The organism is Rhodococcus jostii NBRC 16295 (genome assembly GCF_001894825.1).
GTDB classification, from domain to species: Bacteria; Actinomycetota; Actinomycetes; order Mycobacteriales; family Mycobacteriaceae; genus Rhodococcus_F; species Rhodococcus_F jostii.
Genome location: NZ_BCWY01000087.1, coordinates 15,502 through 36,501, shown reverse-complemented (window position 1 = coordinate 36,501; position 21,000 = coordinate 15,502). Strand labels below are relative to the sequence as shown.

The 21,000-nt window shown below is 68.5% G+C and carries 23 protein-coding genes and 1 pseudogene; 12 read left to right on the top strand and 12 right to left on the bottom strand.

What is annotated here, in order from left to right:
- Nucleotides 1–29: 29 nt before the first annotated feature.
- A pseudogene (locus tag RJ1_RS36075) lies at nt 30–698 on the top strand (Rid family hydrolase); the annotation flags it as partial.
- 6 nt (nt 699–704) lie between these two features.
- Nucleotides 705–872 (top strand): Sec-independent protein translocase subunit TatA, encoded by a 168-nt coding sequence (gene tatA / locus RJ1_RS36070; protein ID WP_074872928.1) that lies wholly within the window; start codon nt 705–707, stop codon nt 870–872.
- A gap of 53 nt (nt 873–925) precedes the next feature.
- Here the strand turns inward: tatA and RJ1_RS36065 are convergent, their stop codons facing one another.
- Nucleotides 926–1,756, bottom strand: a complete 831-nt coding sequence (locus RJ1_RS36065) for an ABC transporter permease (protein ID WP_073367627.1) — start codon at nt 1,754–1,756, stop codon at nt 926–928.
- Nucleotides 1,753–2,739, bottom strand: a complete 987-nt coding sequence (locus RJ1_RS36060) for an ATP-binding cassette domain-containing protein (protein WP_073367633.1) — start codon at nt 2,737–2,739, stop codon at nt 1,753–1,755. Before RJ1_RS36060 ends, RJ1_RS36065 begins: the two co-directional genes overlap by 4 nt.
- Before the next feature lie 237 nt (nt 2,740–2,976).
- Between RJ1_RS36060 and RJ1_RS36055 the strand changes: the two genes are divergently transcribed.
- Entirely contained in the window at nt 2,977–3,891 is a 915-nt protein-coding gene (locus tag RJ1_RS36055) for a hypothetical protein (RefSeq protein ID WP_073367624.1), read from the top strand.
- An 80-nt stretch (nt 3,892–3,971) separates the two neighbouring features.
- On the opposite strand, the gene menE is transcribed toward RJ1_RS36055, so the two are convergent.
- From menE to RJ1_RS36020, 7 genes are all read right to left on the bottom strand, one after another.
- On the bottom strand, nt 3,972–5,117 hold the full coding sequence (gene menE, locus RJ1_RS36050; protein WP_073367621.1) for an o-succinylbenzoate--CoA ligase: 1,146 nt from the start codon (nt 5,115–5,117) through the stop codon (nt 3,972–3,974).
- On the bottom strand, nt 5,114–5,413 hold the full coding sequence (locus tag RJ1_RS36045) for a DUF3349 domain-containing protein (protein ID WP_009474690.1): 300 nt from the start codon (nt 5,411–5,413) through the stop codon (nt 5,114–5,116). Before RJ1_RS36045 ends, menE begins: the two co-directional genes overlap by 4 nt.
- Before the next feature lie 2 nt (nt 5,414–5,415).
- On the bottom strand, nt 5,416–5,769 hold the full coding sequence (locus RJ1_RS36040; RefSeq protein ID WP_073367618.1) for a DUF3349 domain-containing protein: 354 nt from the start codon (nt 5,767–5,769) through the stop codon (nt 5,416–5,418).
- A 46-nt stretch (nt 5,770–5,815) separates the two neighbouring features.
- Entirely contained in the window at nt 5,816–6,082 is a 267-nt protein-coding gene (locus RJ1_RS36035) for a hypothetical protein (protein ID WP_073367615.1), read from the bottom strand.
- 11 nt (nt 6,083–6,093) lie between these two features.
- The gene (locus RJ1_RS36030) at nt 6,094–7,311 is read right to left on the bottom strand and encodes an inorganic phosphate transporter (RefSeq protein ID WP_073367613.1); all 1,218 of its coding nucleotides are present in this window, start codon (nt 7,309–7,311) and stop codon (nt 6,094–6,096) included.
- A gap of 80 nt (nt 7,312–7,391) precedes the next feature.
- Nucleotides 7,392–7,787, bottom strand: coding sequence for a VOC family protein (locus tag RJ1_RS36025; protein WP_073367610.1), 396 nt, complete (start codon nt 7,785–7,787; stop codon nt 7,392–7,394).
- A 3-nt stretch (nt 7,788–7,790) separates the two neighbouring features.
- A complete protein-coding gene (locus tag RJ1_RS36020) occupies nt 7,791–8,240 on the bottom strand; it encodes a hypothetical protein (RefSeq protein WP_073367630.1) in 450 nt (149 codons plus the stop codon).
- Nucleotides 8,241–8,407: 167 nt separating this feature from the next.
- On the opposite strand from RJ1_RS36020, the gene RJ1_RS36015 reads away from it, so the two are divergent.
- Nucleotides 8,408–10,735 carry an arylsulfatase gene (locus RJ1_RS36015; RefSeq protein ID WP_073367607.1) on the top strand — a complete coding sequence of 776 codons (2,328 nt, stop codon included), beginning with the start codon at nt 8,408–8,410 and terminating at the stop codon, nt 10,733–10,735.
- Nucleotides 10,736–10,742: 7 nt separating this feature from the next.
- Here the strand turns inward: RJ1_RS36015 and RJ1_RS36010 are convergent, their stop codons facing one another.
- On the bottom strand, nt 10,743–11,636 hold the full coding sequence (locus RJ1_RS36010; RefSeq protein WP_005252069.1) for a 1,4-dihydroxy-2-naphthoyl-CoA synthase: 894 nt from the start codon (nt 11,634–11,636) through the stop codon (nt 10,743–10,745).
- A 74-nt stretch (nt 11,637–11,710) separates the two neighbouring features.
- On the opposite strand from RJ1_RS36010, the gene RJ1_RS36005 reads away from it, so the two are divergent.
- The 3 genes from RJ1_RS36005 to RJ1_RS35995 are packed head-to-tail and all read left to right on the top strand — an operon-like array spanning nt 11,711 to nt 13,862.
- Nucleotides 11,711–12,364, top strand: coding sequence for a PaaI family thioesterase (locus RJ1_RS36005; protein ID WP_073367604.1), 654 nt, complete (start codon nt 11,711–11,713; stop codon nt 12,362–12,364).
- 4 nt (nt 12,365–12,368) lie between these two features.
- On the top strand, nt 12,369–13,370 hold the full coding sequence (locus RJ1_RS36000) for an o-succinylbenzoate synthase (protein WP_073367602.1): 1,002 nt from the start codon (nt 12,369–12,371) through the stop codon (nt 13,368–13,370).
- A 45-nt stretch (nt 13,371–13,415) separates the two neighbouring features.
- Nucleotides 13,416–13,862, top strand: a complete 447-nt coding sequence (locus RJ1_RS35995; RefSeq protein ID WP_073367599.1) for a DUF6918 family protein — start codon at nt 13,416–13,418, stop codon at nt 13,860–13,862.
- 50 nt (nt 13,863–13,912) lie between these two features.
- Here RJ1_RS35995 and RJ1_RS35990 read toward each other — a convergent pair whose 3' ends face one another.
- On the bottom strand, nt 13,913–14,740 hold the full coding sequence (locus tag RJ1_RS35990; protein WP_073367596.1) for a siderophore-interacting protein: 828 nt from the start codon (nt 14,738–14,740) through the stop codon (nt 13,913–13,915).
- Between the two features lie 60 nt (nt 14,741–14,800).
- Nucleotides 14,801–15,397 (bottom strand): flavin reductase family protein, encoded by a 597-nt coding sequence (locus RJ1_RS35985; RefSeq protein ID WP_073367593.1) that lies wholly within the window; start codon nt 15,395–15,397, stop codon nt 14,801–14,803.
- 93 nt (nt 15,398–15,490) lie between these two features.
- Here RJ1_RS35985 and menD point away from each other — a divergent pair, with 93 nt between their 5' ends.
- The 5 genes from menD (at nt 15,491) to RJ1_RS35960 (ending at nt 20,997) form a co-directional block, all read left to right on the top strand.
- A complete protein-coding gene (gene menD, locus RJ1_RS35980; protein WP_073367591.1) occupies nt 15,491–17,116 on the top strand; it encodes a 2-succinyl-5-enolpyruvyl-6-hydroxy-3-cyclohexene-1-carboxylic-acid synthase in 1,626 nt (541 codons plus the stop codon).
- Nucleotides 17,113–17,553 (top strand): DUF3592 domain-containing protein, encoded by a 441-nt coding sequence (locus RJ1_RS35975; RefSeq protein WP_073367588.1) that lies wholly within the window; start codon nt 17,113–17,115, stop codon nt 17,551–17,553. Before menD ends, RJ1_RS35975 begins: the two co-directional genes overlap by 4 nt.
- 72 nt (nt 17,554–17,625) lie before the next feature.
- Nucleotides 17,626–18,771, top strand: a complete 1,146-nt coding sequence (locus tag RJ1_RS35970; RefSeq protein WP_205415359.1) for a glycosyltransferase family 4 protein — start codon at nt 17,626–17,628, stop codon at nt 18,769–18,771.
- Nucleotides 18,772–18,859: 88 nt separating this feature from the next.
- Nucleotides 18,860–20,236 carry an NAD-dependent succinate-semialdehyde dehydrogenase gene (locus RJ1_RS35965; protein WP_073367582.1) on the top strand — a complete coding sequence of 459 codons (1,377 nt, stop codon included), beginning with the start codon at nt 18,860–18,862 and terminating at the stop codon, nt 20,234–20,236.
- Between the two features lie 62 nt (nt 20,237–20,298).
- Nucleotides 20,299–20,997 carry a demethylmenaquinone methyltransferase gene (locus RJ1_RS35960; protein WP_073367579.1) on the top strand — a complete coding sequence of 233 codons (699 nt, stop codon included), beginning with the start codon at nt 20,299–20,301 and terminating at the stop codon, nt 20,995–20,997.
- Nucleotides 20,998–21,000 lie beyond the last annotated feature (3 nt).

The following is a 21,000-nucleotide window of genomic DNA, read 5'->3' as shown; positions in this document are numbered from 1 at the left end:
CCTTTCCCTCGAACAAGGAGTTGTGCACTGTGAAGTCGATTCGTACCAAGGCCGTCACCGCGGCCCTCGCGGCCTCCGCTCTGATCGTCGGGGCGACGTCGTGCTCCTCCGACGAGGCGGCAGCGGAGGCGCCGGGCAGCACCTTCGTCTCCAAACCGGTTCTCGAAGCCGGAGAAGCGAATCCGATGATCGCGCAGGGTGTCGCGATCGGCGGCGGCACCGCCGTCTACAAGTCGAGCGGAATCGGCCCCGGCGCGTCCAACAAGACCGCACCCGAGGGCACCCCCGAGTCCTACATCGACACCGACGTGTTCGCGGGCGGTGCACTCCCCGCCGGGGTCACGATCACCGAGGCGCAGGGCATCAACGCGCTGAAGCGGATCCGCGACAATCTCGAGGCGCAGGGGCTGACACTCGAGGACGTCGTGACCATGCGGGTGTTCCTCGACAACGCCCCGGGCACCGACCGCGCCGACTACGCCGGCTGGAACCGCGCCTACCGCCAGTTCTTCGCGAACACCAACCTCGACACCGGAGACACCGAACTGGTGCCCCTCGGCACCGCGGAACCGGCCGCCCCGATGGAACGGAACTCCGCGCGGCCCAGCCGATTCGCACTCGAGGTCGCGAGCCTGCCCGCCGCCGGCTGGCTCGTCGAGGTCGAGGTGGACGCCGTGTACCCCGACGGTGAGGAGCCCCCAGTAGTGGGGGCGCTGAGCCCCAGTCACTGGGCGATCATCGCGGTGGTCCTCGTGGTGCTGTTCGGGTCGAAGAAGCTCCCGGACGCCGCCCGCGGACTGGGCCGCTCGATGCGGATCCTCAAGTCCGAGGTGGGGGAGTTGCAGGCGGACGGCCCCGAGCTGGAGAAATAGGCGAAGCGAGCCGGTGGACCCCGCGTCCACCGGCTCGCTTCGTATTTCGGTTGTCAGGCCTTGCGCATGTAGGTCCGGACCGTCAGCGGTGCCATGACTGCGACGATCACGGCGGCGCCGAGCAGCGACCACACGACGTGGACACCGAAGTGGCCGTCGTTGACGAGTTCACGCACCGCGGTCACCACATGCGACACGGGGTTGACGTTCACGAACGCCTGCATCCAGCCGGGCATCGTGTCGGCGGGCACGAACGCGTTGGACATGAACGTCAGCGGGAACAGGATGAGCATCGAAATGCCCTGCACCGAAGATGCTTTGCTCATCAGGACGCCCATCAGCGCGAAGATCCAGCTGATCGAGAACGCACAGATGATGACGAGCACTCCGGCCGACAGCACACCGACGACGCCGCCGCCGGGCCGGTAACCCATCGCGATGCCGACGGCGAACGTGATGGTCGTGGCGATGCCGTACCGCACGACGTCCGCCAGGAGCGCCCCGGACAGCGGCGCGATACGGGCGATCGGCAGCGACTTGAAACGGTCGAAGACGCCCTTGTCCATGTCTTCCCGCAACTGGGTGCCCGTCACGATCGACGTGGTGATCACCGTCTGGACCAGGATGCCCGGGATGATGATCGGCAGATACGACGCCACGTCGCCGGAGATGGCGCCACCGAAGATATACGTGAACATCAACGTGAAGATGATCGGCTGGACGACGACGTCGAACAGCTGCTCCGGGTTGTGTTTGATCTTGAGCAGTCCCCGGTACGCCATGGTCAGCGTGTTGGCGACGGACTGCTCGAGGCTGATCCGGTTGCGGGCCTCCGGAATCGGCTGCGGTCCCGCGTGAGCGCGGGATTCGAGGGTGGTGGTCATGCGACGCTCCGTTCGGTGTCGGCCTCTGCGGCGTCTGCGCCGTGGCCGGTAATGGTGAGGAAGACCTCGTCGAGACTCGGCTTCTGGACGGTGATCTCGTCGACGGCGATCCCGTGGTCACGCAGGCGGATCAGCAGTTCCACGGTCAGCGAGGGGTCGGTCATCGGCGCGGTGAGACGGCCGATCTCCGGCGTGATCGCCACCTCCACACCGAGAGTGTGGGCGATGACCGCACGCGCGTCGTCGGTCTGCGCACGATCGACCAGGGTCAGCTGCAGCGACGAGACGCCGACGGACGCCTTCAGTTCGTCGGCCGTGCCGTCCGCGATCACCTTTCCGCGGTCGATGACGGCGATCCGATCGGCCAGCTGATCCGCCTCGTCGAGGTACTGCGTGGTCAGCAGCACCGTCGACCCCTCCGCCACGAGCCGGCGAATGGTGTCCCACATCTGGGCGCGCGTCCGAGGGTCCAGACCCGTCGTCGGCTCGTCGAGGAACAACAGCGGCGGGTGTGCGATCAGGCTCGCCGCCAGGTCGAGTCGACGCCGCATGCCGCCGGAGAAGTTCTTCAGCGGCTTCGTCGCCGCCTCCGTCAGATCGAACTCCTCGAGCAGTTCGGTGCACTTGCGGCGGGCATCACCCCGGCTGAGCCCGAGCAGTCGGGCGAAGATCACCAGATTCTCGACCGCCGACAGGTCCTCGTCGACCGACGCGTACTGACCCGTCACACCGACCAGTGAGCGCACCGCATTCGGTTCGCGCACCACGTCGTGGCCGAAGATGCGGGCTTCGCCGCCGTCCGGACGCAACAACGTCGCGAGCATCCGCACCGTGGTGGTTTTTCCGGCACCGTTCGGGCCGAGCACTCCGTACACCGACCCGGTCGGAACGGACAGGCTCACGCCGTCGACGGCGCGCTGACGGCCGAAGAGCTTCACGAGCCCGTCGGCCTCGATGGCTGGGGGAGTTGCAGTGAGGTTCATGCCGTAGACGATGCAGCCCGCCACTTGCAGCGGCCTTGCACGCCTCTTGCACCGGCTTGCGGACGCCTACTACCAGCAATTTCACGGACATTGGTCGGGATCACGGGCTATTGCGTGGGAGTCTGACCAATGTGTGTGCGGATGGGAGATTCCCCACCCTGCCAGTTATCCACAGGCGGACTGTTTTACCTGGTCGGCACGCACAGCCGCCGACACACAGGGTGCAGGATTCCCGATATGAGAGCAGACGACCTGATCTTCCGCCGTCACGCGCTGGCCGACGGGCTGACCGACCCGGAACTGCGTCGAGCGAGAACAACCGGACAACTCGTGACCGTCGCAGCGGGGGTGTACCTCGGCAGCGAGCACGCCGCATCGCTCGACGCGATCGGGATACATCGAGCCCGGGTCGCTGCGGCCGTCGCGGCGCACGGAACCGAGGTAGTGGTCAGCCATGTGTCCGCCGCAGTGCTCCACGGACTCGACGTCGGCGCGGCAAACCTGGATCGGGTGCATCTGAGCAGGGAGCGACGCTCCGGCGCACGACGGACCGCCACACTGCACGTTCACATCGCTCCGCTGGGTCGTGACGACGTCGTCGAGATCGACGGCGTCGCAGTGACCTCTCTCCCGCGGACTGTCGCGGATGTGGCGCTAGCGGAATTGCTGGACCAGGCTGTCGTGATCGGCGACTCCGCCTTGCATCGAGGTGGTGTGTCGATCGACGACGTCCGCGCCGTGGTGGAGCGTCACCGACGTCGGAAGGGCATCGGGGCCGCGCGCCGCGCAGTGGCATTGTGCGACGGGCGCAGCGAGAGTCCCGGCGAGTCGCTGAGTCGAATCAGGATGCGGGAGTGCGGAATGCCGACGCCCGAGCTGCAATACGAGGTGCGCACCGAGCCGCGGACGTTCGTGGCCCGCGTCGACTTCTACTGGGAGCGTTGGGGAGTTGTCGGTGAATTCGACGGCATGGGCAAGTACAAGTTCGGATCCGGACAGTCGGGCGACATCGTGGCGAAGGAGAAGTTACGTGAAGACGCGATACGGGACACTGGCCTCGAGGTGATCCGTTGGGTGTGGGCAGACCTCGCGCGGTTCGAGGTCGTCAAAGCGCGATTCGAGCGTGCGTGCGTCCGCTCGCGACGCAGGTAAGTCCGTCCGCACACCGAATCGTCGGAGTCACACGCTATTGCATGGGAATCCGACGAATCGGTGTGCAAACTCGGGGACCGCTACCCGAACCGCGATTCGAGTGCACGCCGGTCGACCTTGCCGGGACCGCGGAGGGGGAGGGTGTCGACGAGGTGCAGTTCGCGGGGCGCGGCGGTGGGGTCGAGGGTGCGTTCGACGAACAAGCGGAGTTCGTCGAGTGTCGGCGCGGTGCCGGGTTCGGTGACGACGACGGCGGTGACGCGGCGTCCGAGCCGTTCGTCGGGGAGGCCGATCACTGCGCATTCCCGGACCGCGGGGTGGGCGACGAGAGCCGCCTCGACCACCTGCGGGACGACGGTGAGGCCGCCGGTGGAGATGGCCTCGTCGAGTCTGCCGGTGATGCTGAGGACGCCGTCGGTCAGGGCGCCGGCGTCGTCGGTGCGGAACCAGCCGGGTTCGGCGAACGCAGGGTGGTCGGGGAGTCCGCGGTAGCCGGTGGCGAGCATGGGTCCGCCGAGGCGGACGCGGCCGTCGCCGTCGAGGCGCACCCGGGCGCCGTCGAGGGGTAGGCCGTCGTACACGCACCCACCGCAGGTCTCGCTCATTCCATACGTACGGACGACGGTGATGCCGGCGTCGACGGCGCGTCGCAGGACCGGCGCGGGGGTGGCGGCGCCGCCGAGGAGCACGGCGTCGAGTGCGGCCAGTGCCGCCATCGCGTCGGGGTGGTCGAGGGCCTTGACCAGCTGCGTCGGGACGAGCGAGGTGTAGTGGCGGGATCCGCTCATCGACGCGACAGCGGCAGGAAGCGCACCGGGGTCGAAGCCGCCGGTGACGTCGACGACCACGGGCTCGGTGCCGGCGAGGACGCTGCGCAGCAACACCTGCATGCCGGCGATGTGGTGGGCGGGCAGGGTCAGCAGCCAGGAGCCCGGACCGCCGAGCCGGGCATGCGTCGCGTCACCGCTGGCGCGGAGTGCGGCCGCGGTGAGCATGGCACCCTTCGGCACACCCGTCGTGCCGGACGTCGCGACGACCAGTGCGACGCCGTCGTCGATGGGGTCCCCGGGGCGCAGCGCGTCCGTGAGCCGGCGGGTCTCCCGCTCGTCCGCGGCGGGCACCGGCAGCGCTGCCGGGGCGGTTCCGTCGAGTACCGCGCACAGCTGCGGCAGGATGCCGAGAACCCTGACTCCCGACGGGACGGGCAGGACCTCCAGTGCGTTCACTGGGCGGGCCCGGCAAGCGGCCAGCCGCCCGCGGCGAGGTTGCTGCGCACCCGGTCGACGTCCGATTCCAGCGGCAACTCGTCGGTGACCTTGGTGATGAGCACCTGGATGTCGGTCTTCTCGATGGGAATGTCGCCCTCCTCGACGAGGGCGTCGGCGACGGCGTCCACCTCGTCTTCCGACAACCGCCGGGTGAGCAGCGCGAACAACGGAATGTAGTCCTGCTCGGGCACGCCGTTCGGGTAGCCGGCACGCAGCCAGCCGATGATGGAGGAGAGAAACGGTGGGAGGCTCATGGCTAGCCTGCGTCGCGGGTTTCTTCCGCCTCGCCGGAGCCTTCGCCGCATTCGGCGTCGGTCCCGACCGGCCACCCTCCGGCCTCGAGGTTCTCCGTCACCCGCGCGATGTCCTCCTCGGAAGGTTCCTCGTGGGTGATCTCGCTGATGAGGCGGCGGATGTTGTCGTAGTCGACGTGGCGCTCGGGTGTCTCGTGGGCGGTCTCGACGGACAGCGCGACGACCTGTTCGATTTCCTCGTCGGTGAGGCGACGACGCAGAACGGCCAGCAACGCGAAATGGTCCTTCGCCGGGATTCCCTCGGGATACCCGGCGCGGAGCCAGTCGAGCACGGAGCGAAGTGAGTTCTTGGGCACGCGTTCGGCCTCTTTCGTCGATGGAACGGGGACTCGGGGTCGCCGCTCAGAAGATGTGGATACCGAAGCTGCCGGCCAGGAAGTCCTGCATCAACAGAAGTATCCCAGTGATGATCGCGATCAGCACCACGGCGAAGCAGGCCCACGCGCCGATCCTGCCGGCGACCGTCGGCTGGGAGACTCCGTCGGCGGTGTCCGTGCCGCCGAGCGACTTGAGTCCGAGCGCGAAGATCGCGGGTAGTCCGGCACCGAACAGCAGCCCGACGAGGACGACCTGCCAGAGCGAGTGAATGGTGGTGGTCAGAAGTGTCATGAGCGGCCCTCTCAGCGATTCGCGGCGGGACCGGCGGAGTCCGCGGTCTCGGCCACGCCCGGTTCGGGACGGTCGGTCGTGTCGGCGGCACCCTCGGGTTCGCCCGAATCCCACTCCGCGTTGACGTTGCCGGACGTCACCGGCTGCAGACGGGAGCGCAGGTACATGAATCCGGCGAGCACGATCAGGGCGGCGAACACGACGAGAACGCCTGGAAGACCGCCGATCAGGTGGGCGATGACCCAGCACACGGCGCCGACGATCGCCGCCGACGGCAGGGTGACCAGCCACGCGACGGCCATGCGTCCGGCGATGCCCCAGCGGACCTCGGCGCCTTTGCGTCCGAGTCCGGTGCCGAGGATGGATCCGGTCGCGACATGGGTGGTGGACAGCGGCAGTCCGAGGTGGCTGGACGTGAGGATGATGGCGGCGGACGAGGACTCCGCGGCCATGCCCTGCGGGGCCGCGATCTCCACCAGTCCCTTGCCGAGTGTGCGGATGATGCGCCAGCCGCCGAGGTAGGTGCCGAGCGCGATCGCGACGGCGCAACTGAGCTTGACCCAGAACGGCATCTCGTCGTCGGCGGACAGGCTTCCGTGCGCGACCAGTGCGAGGAAGATCACGCCCATCGTCTTCTGGGCGTCGTTGGTTCCATGAGCGAGCGAGACGAGTGACGCGGAGCCGATCTGGCCGATGCGGAACCCGTGCTCCTTGGTGCCCTCTGGCACCGTCGACGTGATCCGGTAGACCAGCTTGGTGCCCGCGGTGGCGACCAGGGCCGCGACCACGGGGGCCAGTACGGCGGGGATGACGACCTTGCTGAGCACACCACCCCACTCGACACCGCTCATGCCGATGGACGCGATGGCCGCACCGATCAGACCGCCGAACAGTGCGTGGGAGGAACTCGACGGCAGGCCGAGCAGCCACGTCGCCAGATTCCAGATGATGCCGCCGACCAGGCCGGCGAACACGATGAGCAGCAGATCCTCGCCGCCCACTTCTCCCAGGTTCACCACGCCCTTGGCGACTGTCGCCGCAACCTCCACGGACAGGAAGGCGCCGACCAGATTCAACGATGCGGAGAGCGCGACAGCGGCCTTGGGTCGCAGAGCTCCCGTCGCGATCGAGGTGGCCATGGCATTGCCGGTGTCGTGAAAGCCGTTCGTGAAATCGAAAGCGAGGGCGGTGACGACCACCACCAGGAGAACTACGAGCTCTGCGGTCACACCCAGATTGTGCGGATTTCAACTGAAAAAGTACAGCTGACGTCTGGTGCAGCAGGATCACTCCTGGGTATGGCGTCGGGTCAGTTCTCACTCTTCGGACGGGAGTCGCGGCGGATGGGGTGATCCTCCGGGATTTGCACCAGCACGATCGGGATTCCGTCGGGGTCCGCGATCCACATCTCGAACAGCCCCCACGGTTCCTGCTGGGCTTCGCGGTCGATCTTCACACCGGCCAGCACCAGCTCGGTCTGGGCGGCGGTGAGATCGCGAACCTGCAGCCACAGGGCGCCGTCGAAGGAGGACGACCGGCCGGTGCCGCCGTGCGCGGCGATCTCGATCAGGCCCTGACCGGCGAAGAACACCGTGCCCCCGGGGTATTCGCGGGCGGTGGCGAGCCCGAGGGTGTCGCGGTAGAAGCTCAGCGTCGTCGGGTAGTCGCGCGGCCGCAGAATGGTCCTGCTGCTGAGGATTTCCACCCGTCACCCTCCTTCGCCGGGCCGGGCCTCGTGCCCCGTGCGGCCGTGTGTGCGTCGATCTTCCTTCATCTCCGCCTCGAACAGGTGCCGCCGACCGTCCACCAGTTCGTGACGTGCGCCACGTTCGTGCTCGCGCAGCGGCGTCCAGTAGTGGTCGTCGAACTCCTCGACGAGCTGGAACGTCCACCGGCCCTCGACGACGTTGCGGCCCACCAGCTCGAACTGCACCCGATCCGCGACGTCCGGGTGACCGGCGTCCCGCAGCGCGTCGACGGCCTCGCCGAGCTGAAGGTCGGCGTGTCCGATCAGCTGATGGAACGAGTAGAGGTGCCCGCGGGCCCGCTCGACCGTTTCGAGCGCTTCGGACAACTTGCCGAGCGCGGCGACGGTGGCGTCACTCACTCCGGGCGGACGGCGGTGTTCCGGTGCAGGGAGCTCGCGGTCGATGCTCATGTGGGTCAGTGTGCCCGAATCGCCGACGCCGTGCCCCCACTCCTGGCCCCCACTCCTGCCGAGGCGACGAATCAGCACGCGTATTTCGGCCTCCGAGGGTCTACTCGCCCGCGGCCGCCCGGTGCTGGACTGGAACGACAGCGTCGGACTACGAGGGGGACCGGGCCATGAATTCGAGTGTCGAAGCCGAGCCGATACCGGGTGGGGAATCGTTGCCGTTCCCGCCGACACCGTCGGGCAGCGTCGCGGGCCGGACCATGCAGGAGTCCGTGTACAGCCCCCGACCGAAGCAGAAGCGGCTTCACGACGACGCCCCGAACATTCTGATCGTCCTCATCGACGACGCAGGGCCGGGCCTGCCGAGCGGTCTCGGGGGTGAGGTGAACACCCCGACGCTCGACGCGATGTTGCAGGACGGCATCGGGTACAACCGATTCCATACGACCGCAATGTGTTCGCCGACGCGGGCGTCGCTGCTGACCGGCCGCAACCACCACCGCGTCGGCAACGGGCAGATCGCCGAGCTGGCCAACGACTGGGACGGCTACTCCGGCCACATCCCCAGGTCGAGCGCGACGGGAGCCGAGGTGCTGCGCCACTACGGCTACAGCACCGCAGCATTCGGGAAATGGCACAACACTCCCGCCGAGGAGACCACCGCCTCCGGTCCGTTCGACAACTGGCCGACGGGTCTCGGGTTCGAGTACTTCTACGGATTCCTCGCCGGCGAGGCGTCGCAGTACGAGCCGAATCTGGTGCGGAACACCACGGTGGTGCTGCCGCCGAAGACACCGGCGCAGGGCTATCACCTCAGCGAGGACCTCGCGGACGACGCGATCGGCTGGCTTCGCAGGCACAAGGCGTTCGACGCCGACAAACCGTTCTTCATGTACTGGGCCAGCGGCTGTCTGCACGGACCGCACCACATCATGAAGCCGTGGGCCGACAAGTACGCCGGGAAGTTCGACGACGGCTGGGATGCCTACCGGGAGCGGGTCTTCGCGAGGGCGAAGGAGAAAGGCTGGATTCCACCCGAGGCGGAGCTGACCGACCGCGACCCGACGATGGCCGCCTGGGACGACATTCCCGAGGACGAGAAACCGTTCCAGCGCAGGCTGATGGAGGTGGCGGCCGGGTTCGCCGAACACTGCGACGTGCAGGTGGGCAGGCTGTTCGACGAGCTGGACCGGCTGGGGTACCGGGACGACACCCTGATCCTGTACATCTGGGGCGACAACGGCTCGTCGGGGGAGGGCCAGAACGGCACCATCAGCGAACTGTTGGCGCAGAACGGCATTCCGACCACACCGGCGCAGCACATCGCGGCCCTCGAGCAGCTCGGCGGCCTCGACGTCCTGGGGTCGCCGAAGACCGACAACATGTATCACGCGGGCTGGGCGTGGGCAGGCAGTGCACCGTACAAGGGGATGAAGCTGCTGGCCTCGCATCTCGGTGGGACACGCAACCCGATGATCGTCCGGTGGCCGGCGAAGGTGACACCGGACCCGTCGCCGCGCACGCAGTTCCTGCACTGCAACGACGTGGTGCCGACCCTCTACGACCTCGTCGGGGTCACACCGCCGCGGACGGTGAACGGTGTGCCGCAGGACCCGTTGGACGGCGCCAGTTTCGCGCAGACGCTCGTCGAACCCGGCGCGACGGGGGGAAAGCTCACCCAGTACTTCGAGATCATGGGAAGCCGGGCGATCTACCACGACGGCTGGATGGCGTCTGCGTTCGGGCCGCGCGCACCCTGGGCGGCGGGTGTCCCGGGCGGCATCCGCGACTGGAGTCCGGACGACGACGTGTGGGAGCTCTACAACCTGGATGAGGACTGGACCCAGAACCGGGACCTCGCCGAGCGGCACCCGAAGAAGCTGGCGCAACTGCGGGAACTGTTCGCGATCGAGGCCGCGAAGAACAATGCGCTCCCCGTCGGCGGTGGACTGTGGGTCATCGCACTGCATCCCGAACAGCGGATCACGACGCCGTACACGAGCTGGGAGTTCTCCGGCGACACGATCCGCATGCCCGAGTTCTGTGCTCCCGCGCTGGGCAACAAGAACAACAGGGTCACCCTCGACCTCTCCGCGCCGGAGAACCCGAGTGGAGTGCTCTACGCACTGGGGAGCAACGCCGGCGGACTCACGTGCTTCGTCGACGACGGCTACCTCTGTTACGAGTACAACCTGTTCATCCTGATGCGCACCAAGATTCGCTCGACCGTGCCGATCCCGCCGGGCACCCGCACGGTGCAGGTGGTCACGGAGTTCGCCGAGGCGCGGCCCGGTGGACCGCTGAACGTGAAGCTCTGTGTCGACGGCGATGTCGTCGGGGAGGGGCAGGTGCCGGTGAGCGTGCCGTTGCTGTTCACAGCCAACGACTGTCTCGACGTCGGCACCTGCCTCGGTTCCCCCGTGTCGCTCGACTACTACGACCGGGCGCCGTTCCCGTTCAACGGCACCATCGACCGCATGCGGGTCGAGTACACGTAGGCGAGGCTCAGAAATACCAGGGGTACGGCTTCCAGTCGGGTTCGCGCTTCTCGAGGAAGGAGTCGCGGCCCTCGACGGCCTCGTCCGTCATGTACGCCATGCGGGTGGCCTCGCCGGCGAACAGTTGCTGCCCGACCAGACCATCGTCCTGCAGGTTGAACGCGTACTTGAGCATGCGCTGCGCCTGCGGGGACTTGCCGTTGATCTTGGTGGCCCAGTCGATCGCGACGTCCTCGAGTTCGGCGTGGTCGACGACCTTGTTGACGGCACCCATCTGGTGCATTTCCTCGGCAGTGTAGGTCTCGCCGAGGAAGAAGATCTCGCGGGCGAACTTCTGGCCGACCATCTTGGCGAGGTAGGCGCTGCCGTATCCGCCGTCGAAGCTGCCGACGTCGGCGTCGGTCTGCTTGAACCGGGCGTGTTCGCGGCTGGCGAGCGTGAGGTCGCACACCACGTGCAGGCTGTGTCCGCCGCCGGCGGCCCAGCCGTTGACGAGGCAGATGACGACCTTCGGCATGAACCGGATCAGTCGCTGGACCTCGAGGATGTGGAGACGTCCGGCGCGGGCCTTGTCGACGGTGTCCGCGGTTTCGCCTTCCGCATATTGGTATCCGCTGCGTCCGCGGATGCGCTGGTCGCCGCCGGAGCAGAACGCCCAGCCCTCGTCCTTGGGACTCGGACCGTTGCCGGTGAGCAGCACGGCACCCACGTCGGACGTCATCCGGGCGTGGTCGAGTGCTTGGTACAACTCGTCGACGGTGTGCGGGCGGAAGGCGTTGCGCACTTCGGGGCGATCGAACGCCACCCGGACGATTCCCTGGGTGACATGCCGGTGGTAGGTGATGTCGGTCAGGTTCTCGAAACCGGGAACCGGGCGCCAGTGCTGCGGGTTGAAAGTCACGGCTCCGAGGTTATCGGGTGCCGTTGACGGGTGTCCGCGCGCGCAGGAGTTTTGCCCGGGTTTACCGTGCAGGTATGAGCGAACAGGCTGCCGATGTCACGGGTCTCGACGGCAAGGGCGACGACGAGTACGAGCACCACGGTGGGTTCCCCAAGTTCGAGCCCGCCACGCCGGGTCCGGACTGGCCGCGGTTCGTCGAGGGAATGCGCACGTTGCAGGACCTCGCGGTGTCCGTCGACGCCCCGGAGGACGTGCTCGTGCAGGCCGCTGACCAGGTGGAGAAGCTGGCCGACCTGCTCGGGCCGTACGTGGCACCCGAGGGGCGGTCGCCGGCCGGGCGGACCATCGAACTCCCGGGCCGGGGCAGCCTGCTCATGCCGCCGTGGAACATCGAGAAGTTCGGGCCGGACGGGGTGCGCAGCACGGGCCAGTTCCGGCGTTACCACCTCGGCGGCAACGGCGCCGCGCACGGCGGCACCCTGCCGCTGCTGTTCGACGACCTGATGGGCATGATCGTGCACGCCTACGGCCGCCCCATCAGTCGCACCGCGTCTCTGCACGTCGACTACCGCGCGATCACCCCGCTGAACACCACCCTCACCGTCGAAGGCGAGGTGGACCGTGTCGACGGGCGCAAGACGTACATCAGCGCGCGGCTGACGCACGGTGACACGCTCCTCGCGGAATGCGAGGCGCTCATGCTCGTGCTCCTGCCCGGACAGCCCTGACCCCGTGACGTCGCTGCCCTCCGCCCGGGAGGTCCTGGCCGACGCCGTCGTGGTGAGTCTGCCTATGCGCGTGCGGTTCCGCGGCATCACGACGCGAGAAGCGTTGCTGCTGCGCGGCCCCGCCGGGTGGGGTGAATTCGCACCGTTCCCGGAGTACGCGGACGACGAGGCGGCGCACTGGCTGCAGTCGGCGATCGAGGACGCGTGGCTCGGGCCGCCGCCCGCGCTGCGCACGAAGGTGCCGATCAACGCGACCGTCCCCGCCGTCGACGCCGACCGGGTGCCCGACCTGCTCGCTCGGTACCCCGGCGCGCGCACCGCGAAAGTGAAAGTGGCCGAACGTGGTCAGACCCTCGCCGACGACGTCGCCCGGGTGACCGCCGTCCGCGCACTCGTTCCGAACGTGCGCGTCGACGCCAACGGTGGCTGGTCGGTCGACGAGGCCGAGATCGCGCTGCGTGCCCTCACCGCGGACGGTCCGCTCGAATACGCCGAGCAGCCGTGTGCGAGCGTGCCCGAGCTGGTGGAGGTCCGCAGACGGTTGCCCGGCGTGCGGGTGGCCGCCGACGAGAGCATCCGGCGCGCAGAGGATCCGCTGAAGGTCGTGCGGGCAGGCGGGGCCGACGTGGCCGTCGTGAAGGTCGCGCCGCTGGGCGGGATGCGGCGACTGCTGTCACTCGCCGACGAGCTGGCTTCGCACGGCGTACCGGTGGTCGTGTCTAGTGCGCTGGACACCGCAGTCGGCATCGCCGCAGGTGTGGCCGCCGCCGCTGCGCTCCCCGAACTGCAGTTCGCGTGCGGACTCGGTACCGGAGGGCTCTTCGAGGCCGACGTGGCCCACGGCCGCGAACCGGTCGACGGCAACCTTACCGTCGGCGCCGTCGTGCCCGACGTCGAACGCGTCACGGCGCTCGCCGCGTCCGCGGAGCGTTCCCGCTGGTGGGTCGAGCGGGCGCGCCGGTGCCATGGCCTGCTCGAACAACGCGGCGCCCGGTTTTTCGTATAGTGTCTGGCCGGACCTGATCGCTCAGTCAATACGGAGGCATTGAAAGTGGTTGCAGCTCTGAACGAAACCCTGCTCGACGAGTCGCGCGTCCCTGCGGTCATCGCAGACGTCCAGGCTCTCATCGACGCGGAGGTTTCGGACAAGTCGGGGGCCTCGGGACTGGCACTCAAGGGTGGATACGCCGCGGTCAAGAAGGTGGGACCGTCGATCGTGCCGGACGCCGTCGAGGGCCTGCTGCCGGCATTCGTCACCAAGCTCGAGCCGTACTGGCAGGCGTTCACCGCCAGTGGTGAGGCCGGATTCTCCGAGTACCTGGTTGCGCGTGGCGACGAGGTCGCGGACTCGCTCCTCGGCGTCACCGACGAGCGCATCGAGGGCAGCGACCGCGGCGCTGTCAAGAAGGTGTACTCCTCGCTGCGTCCGTCGGCGAAGAAGAATGTGATCGAGGCGCTTCCGCGTCTGGGCGCCCTCGTCCAGAAGCACGCCAACTGATCCCCAGGTGAGTGGCAAAGAGTGCCCCGGCACTCTTTGCCACTCACCTGTCAGGGTGCGGCGTGACCGTGGCGCCAGTACCCGGTGAACGAGATGTGCGACTTCGGGACATGGCGCTCGTTGACGAGGTGACGCCGCAGCGCCGTCGTCAGCTCGCTCTCGCCGGCCACGAAGGTGTACGACGGCCCGGTCGGCAATTCCGCCTGCATCACGGTGTTCAGCGCGAGTACTCCCGGACGGGCATCGGCGTCTTCTCGCACCAGCCAGTGCACGTTGACGCCGTCGCCCACCGAAACCTCCTGAGCGTCTTCGGCATCGGGGATCTCGATGAATACTTCGGCCCGCAGATCCGCAGGAACCGACCGCAGAATCCCGACGATCGCGGGGAGTGCGCTCTCGTCGCCGACGAGCAACTGCCACTCCGCGTCCGGCGCCGGGTTGTAGATCAGTCCTTCGTCGAGGATCGCCAGTTCGTCCCCGGCCGACGCCGTGTTCGCCCACTCCGACGCCGGACCGAGGTCCCCGTGCGACGCGAAGTCGATGTCGATCTCGGTGGTGTCGCCGAACGTTCCCGATCCCGCCACGCGGAGCTCGCGGATCGTGTAGTTGCGCACCACCGGCCGGGAGTCCTTGGACATCAGCTTGTACTGGGCGTACCAGAGGTTGCTCGCGCTGGTCGGCAGTCGCAGCGTGGTCTGCCCCTTCTGGGGGAAGAACATCCGGAACCACTGGTCGAAGCCCATCGGACTCACGGAGTCGAGGTCCTCGCCGGCGATGGTGACGCGGACGAAGTTCGGGCTGATCTGCTTGGCGGCGACCACTCGCGCCGACGCGATCCGGCGACTCTGAGGTTTGACGAACTTGGTGCGTTGGGCCATGGCTGCGAAGTCTCCCCGGGTGCGAAGCTGTTTTGTCAGGTAAGCCTAACCAATTGATTGTTATTCGGGGCGGTGTGGGCGGTCGAGCATCACGACCTTCGGCGGCAGACCCCACTCGTTGCGGCCGAGCCGGCTCAATGGGGCCAGCGTCTCGAAGTCCGGCAGCCCGTCGTCGGCGAGCGCCTCGGACCGCACCGCGATCGTGACCACATCACCCATCACCACGAACGAGTCGCCGACCGGTATCACCTGCTTCAGGGTGCATTCGATGGCGACGGGTGAGCCCGCGACCCGGACGGGCCGCACACGCTCACTGGGTTCGGTCTCGATGCCCAGCGCGGCGAACTCGTCGACGTCGCTGTCGTACGTGGCGGAACTGGCATTGACCACCGGCATCAGGGGCTCCGTGGCCAGGTTGACGACGAACTCACCCGTCGCCTCGATGTTGCGGAGGCTGTCCTTGCGGGTGACCGACGTGAACTGGACCACCGGCGGCTGCGTGCTGGACACGGAGAAGAAGCTGTACGGGGCCAGGTTGGCCACCCCGTCCGCCGACAGCGTGGACACCCACGCGATCGGTCGCGGCACCACCGACGCGGTCAGCACCTGGTACATGCGGCGTGGCGGCAGTTCGGCGGGATCGAAGAGTGTGCGCATCCGTTCATGGTGTCAGCGCCCGCGATGTGTCCGCGAACTCACCCGGCGAGGTCGCCGGACGAGGTGGCCGGAGTATCTGACACTCTTGATGGCGTGAACCCGTCCACTGCTCAAGCCACCGCGGTCGTCGACGAACTGGTCCGCGGGGGAGTACGCGAGGTCGTCCTCTGCCCGGGTTCGCGCAACGCGCCGCTGGCGTTCGCCCTGCAGGCGGCCGACCTCGAGGGTCGACTGCGTCTGCACATGCGCATCGACGAGCGCACCGCGGGTTTCCTCGCCCTCGGCCTGGCCGTGGCCGGCCGGCGCCCGGTCCCGATCGTCATGACGTCCGGCACCGCGGTGGCCAATCTCGGTCCCGCGGTCCTCGAGGCCAATTACGCCCGGGTGCCGCTCGTGGTGCTCAGCGCCAACCGCCCGTACGAGATGCTCGGCACCGGCGCCAACCAGACCATCGAGCAGCTCGGACTGTTCGGCAGCCAGGTCCGCGCGACGATCAGCCTGGGGCTGGCGGAGGACGACGCCGGGCAGAACAGCCAGTGGCGTTCGGCCGTGTGCCGGGTCCTCGCCGCGGCCCGCGGCACCAGGTCGGGAAACGCCGGCCCCGTGCACTTCGACATCCCGCTCCGTGAACCGCTCGTTCCCGACGTCCACGCGCAGGGCCCGGTCCCGCAGGGACGGCCGGGCGGCGCGGCGTGGACCACCACCCAGCACGCGACGCTCGACGTGCCGATGGACCTCGACCTCACCCCCGACACCATCGTGATCTCCGGGCACGGGTCCGCGCTGCGGCCCGAGCTCGCCGGACTTCCGACGGTCGCGGAGCCGACGGCGCCGCTGCACGGCATCCCGGTGCACCCGATGGCGCTGCCGCAGCTCAAACCGCGGCAGGCCGTCATCACCGGACGCCCCACCCTGCACCGGTCGGTGTCGAAGGTCCTCGCAGACCCGGCGGTGGCCGTGTACGCGCTCACCACCGGCCCCCGCTGGCCCGACGTCTCCGGCAACGTGCTGGCCACCGGAACCCGCGCGGTCGTCTCCGGTGAACCCGACCGGGCCTGGATCGGCCGGTGCCGCACGCTGTCCGAGCACACCGACAAGGCGGTGCGCGCCCAGCTCGCCGCCCACCCGAAGGCGACGGGACTGCACGTGGCCGCCGCCGTGATGGACGCGCTGACCGACGCTGACCAGCTGCTGCTCGGAGCGTCCAACCCCGTCCGGGATGCGGCGCTCGTCAGCTATCCGGCGCCGAAGATCCGGGTGCTGTCCAACCGGGGCGTCGCCGGTATCGACGGCACCGTGTCCGCGGCTGTCGGCGCGGCGCTCGCCTACGAGGAGGGGCGCACCGTCGCCCTGCTCGGCGACCTCACGTTCCTGCACGACGCCTCCGGCCTGCTCATCGGCAGCGGGGAGCCGCGGCCCCGGGACCTGACGATCGTGGTGGCCAACGACGACGGCGGCGGCATCTTCGAATTGCTCGAGCAGGGCGATCCACAGTACGCGGGGGTGTTCGAGCGAGTCTTCGGCACTCCGCACGGAATGGACCTCGCTGCACTCTGCGCGGCCTACCGGGTCGAGCACCACCTCGTCGGTCTGGGTGAGCTGTCGACGCTGCTGAGCACACCCGACGCTCCCGGCGACCGCGGAATCCGGGTGCTCGAGGTGACTACCGAACGCTCCGGGCTGCGCGAATTGCACGCCGCGGTGCGGGCACAGTTGTGAATGCGCGGGTGACGCGGCGCGTCCGGCGCGGCGTGCTGGTGGCGGCGATCGGCATCTCCGTCCTGGCCGTGCTCCTCGTTCTCGCCGCCTGGCGCAACGACCACACCATCGAATCCGACCGGGGCGTGGCCACGGCGGAGGTGCTGTCGGCGGGATCGCTGCGTTCGGCCATCAGCTTCGTGACCCCGGACGGGGTGACGCACAACCCCGAACTCGGTGTCCTGTACCCGACCAAACTCACCGTGGGCCAGCGGATCGACGTCGAGTACGCGCGCAGTGACCCCGACCTCGTTCGGGTGTCCGGACGCGACGCCAGTGTCGCCGTCGTCCCGGCGGGCTCGCTGATCGTCGTGACGTGGCTGATCGCGGGCCCGCTGATCTGGTATCTCCGGCGGAGGGAAGACCAGGCGGTGTCCTCGCCGGCAGCGTCATCCTGAGTTTCCCGGAACTTCGCGCGACCGTCATGTCGATCTCGCTGCTGTGACCACGAGCACTGCCACGCTGAGCGCGTGAGAGTAGCCATCGTTGCGGAGTCGTTCCTGCCCAACATGAACGGTGTGACCAACTCGGTGCTGCGGGTTCTCGACCACCTGCAGCGCACCGGACACCAGGCGATGGTCGTCGCCCCGGACACGGTCGGGTCGCAGACGTCGGCGCCGACCGAACACGAAGGCGTGCCCGTCCACCGGGTACCTGCCGTGATGGTTCCGAAGGTCAGTTCGCTGCCCGTGGGACTGCCGCAGCCGGGACTCACTGCCGCGTTGCGCGCGTTCGGCCCCGACGTCGTGCATCTGGCGTCGCCGTTCCTCCTCGGGGCCGGCGGGCTCGGGGCGGCGCACCGGCTCGACGTCCCCACCGTCGCGGTGTACCAGACGGACGTGGCCGGTTTCGCCGAGAGCTATGGCCTCGGCATCACGAGCCGGGCGGCGTGGGCGTGGACGCGTCGCATCCACAAGGGCTGCACCCGCACCCTCGCGCCGTCCACATCGGCGGTCGAGGCGCTCGCCGAGCAGCGGATTCCGAGGGTCCACCGCTGGGCGCGCGGGGTGGAGACCACCCGCTTCGCGCCGTCCCGCCGCAACACGGGCCTGCGGGACTCCTGGTTGCGGGGCTCCGACCGGCTGGTCGTCGGATTCGTCGGCAGGCTCGCGCCTGAGAAGCACGTCGAACGGCTCGCCGCACTTGCGGACGACACCGGCGTCCGGTTGGTGATCGTCGGCGACGGTCCGGAGCGGGCCCGACTGCAACAGCTGATGCCGGACGCGATCTTCACCGGTCAGCTCGGCGGTGTGGAACTCGCCGAGGCCTACGCGAGTCTGGACGTGTTCGTCCACCCGGGCGAGCACGAGACGTTCTGCCAGGCGGTCCAGGAAGCGCTCGCGAGCGGGGTGCCGGTGATCGGACCGGATGCCGGTGGCCCACGTGATCTGGTCGCGCACTGCCGCAACGGCTACCTGCTTCCCGTCGACCGGTTCGGCGAACTGCTCCCGAGCGCCGTCGACGCACTCCGGGACCGCCGGATGCGGGCCCGCTTCGGGGAGGCCGCCCGGCAGTCGGTGCTGCACCGCACGTGGCCCGCGATCTGCGACGAGCTGCTGGGCCACTACGCGGAGGTCGCCGGCGGACCGGGCTTTCGCGAATCCCGGGCAGCCTGAGCCCGGGACCGTCTCACGAGGTGGGAGAGCGGCCCGCGATGTGGTCAGTGGGGGAATTCCCCGGACACGGTCCGTCGTTGCCCGAACCATGGCCAAGTACAAAACTGTCAATCCCGCGACCGGTGAAACCGTCCGGGAATTCACGACCTTGGACGACGCAGGAGTGGAGTCGGCGCTCGCGCGCGCCCACAGCGGATATCTCACGTGGCGAACCACACCGGTGGACGAGCGCGCCCGAATTCTGGGTAGAACCGCCGATCTCTACGCGGAGCGCGAGGAAGAACTGGCCCGGATGATCGCCCTCGAGATGGGCAAGCCCGTCCGGGAGGCCACAGGCGAAGTCACGCTTTCCTCGGCGATCTACCGCTACTACGCGGACAACGGCCCCGCACTGCTCGAAGCGGAACGGCTCGACGTGCCGGGCGCGGACGAATCCGTGGTCTACCGCAGGCCGATCGGTGCGCTCGTCGGCGTGATGCCCTGGAACTACCCGTACTACCAGGTGGCCCGCTTCGCGGCCCCGAATCTCATGCTCGGCAACACGGTGCTGCTCAAGCACGCACCCAACTGTCCGCAGTCGGCGCTGTTGATGGAGGAGATCTTCCGGCAGGCCGGTCTCCCCGAAGACGCATACATCAACGTCTTCGCCACCAACGAGCAGATCGCCGACATGATCGCCGACCCGCGCGTGCAGGGCGTCTCCCTCACCGGCAGTGAGCGGGCCGGGACCAGCGTCGCCGAGACGGCGGGCCGCAACCTCAAGAAGGTGGTGCTCGAACTCGGCGGCTCCGACGTCTTCGTCGTCCTCGACACCGACGACATGGATGCCACCGTGAAGACGGCCACCCGGGCCCGCCTGTCCAACGCGGGCCAGGCCTGCAACTCGCCGAAACGCTTCATCGTGACGGAACCGAACTACGACGAGTTCGTCTCGAAGCTCGCCGAGTCGTTCAAGGCCACCCCGACCGGTGATCCGCTCGACGCCAAGACCGTCCTCGGGCCGCTGTCCTCGCAGAGCGCCGCGGATTCGCTTGTCGAGCAGATCGAGGACGCCGTCGCCAAGGGCGCGTCCCTCCTCGCCGGCGGCAAGAAGATCGACGGCCCCGGCTCCTACGTCGAGCCGACCCTGCTCGTCGACGTGACTCCCGAGATGCGGGCGTACAGCGAGGAACTGTTCGGCCCCGTCGGCGTCGTCTACAAGGTCGCCTCCGCCGACGAGGCCGTGGAGCTCGCCAACTCCTCCGCTTATGGTCTCAGTGGTTCGGTGTGGAGCACCGACCTCGACGGGGCACGCGAGGTGGCCGACCGGCTCGACGTCGGCATGGCCTTCGTCAACGAGCACGGCACCACCCTTCCCGGGCTGCCGTTCGGCGGCGTCAAGCGCTCCGGCGTCGGCCGCGAACTCGGCCCGTGGGGAATGGACGAGTTCGTCAACAAGAAGCTGGTCCGGGTCTCCAAGAAGTGACCATCCGGCCACCGCGCCCGGCGCCGACATCGGCTCCGGGCGCGGTTGGTAGCGTTTCGGGCGTGGCAACTACACACGGTTCGCGGGCGTCGCTCGAAAAGGATCCGCACGAGGTCGCGTCGATGTTCGACGGCGTCGCGAAGCGCTACGACCGCACCAACACGATCCTCTCGTTCGGTCAGGACCGCAGTTGGCGCAAGGCGACGCGCTCCGCGCTCGCGTTGAAACCGGGGGAGCGCGTTCTCGACCTCGCCGCGGGCACCGGGGTGTCGACCGTCGAACTCGGACGGTCGGGCGCCTGGTGTGTCGCCACCGATTTCTCCAAGGGCATGCTGCAGGCCGGCATCGGACGCCGCGTCCCGATGGTCGCCGGCGACGCGATGCACCTGCCCTACGCCGACGCCGTGTTCGACGCCGCGACGATTTCCTTCGGGCTGCGCAACGTCTCCGACTTCGACGCCGGGCTCCGCGAGATCGCCCGGGTCACCAGGCCCGGCGGGCGCCTCGTCGTGAGCGAGTTCTCGACCCCCGTGTTCGGGCCGTTCCGCACGGTCTACATGGAGTACCTGATGAAGGCGCTGCCGCGGGTCGCGCGGGCCGTCAGCAGCAACCCCGACGCCTACGTGTACCTCGCGGAATCGATCCGCGCATGGCCGACCCAGGAGGAACTGGCGCAGCGCATCGAGGCCGCCGGGTGGCGGAACGTGCAGTGGCGCAACCTCACCGGTGGTGTGGTGGCGCTGCACCGCGCCACCCGCTGAACC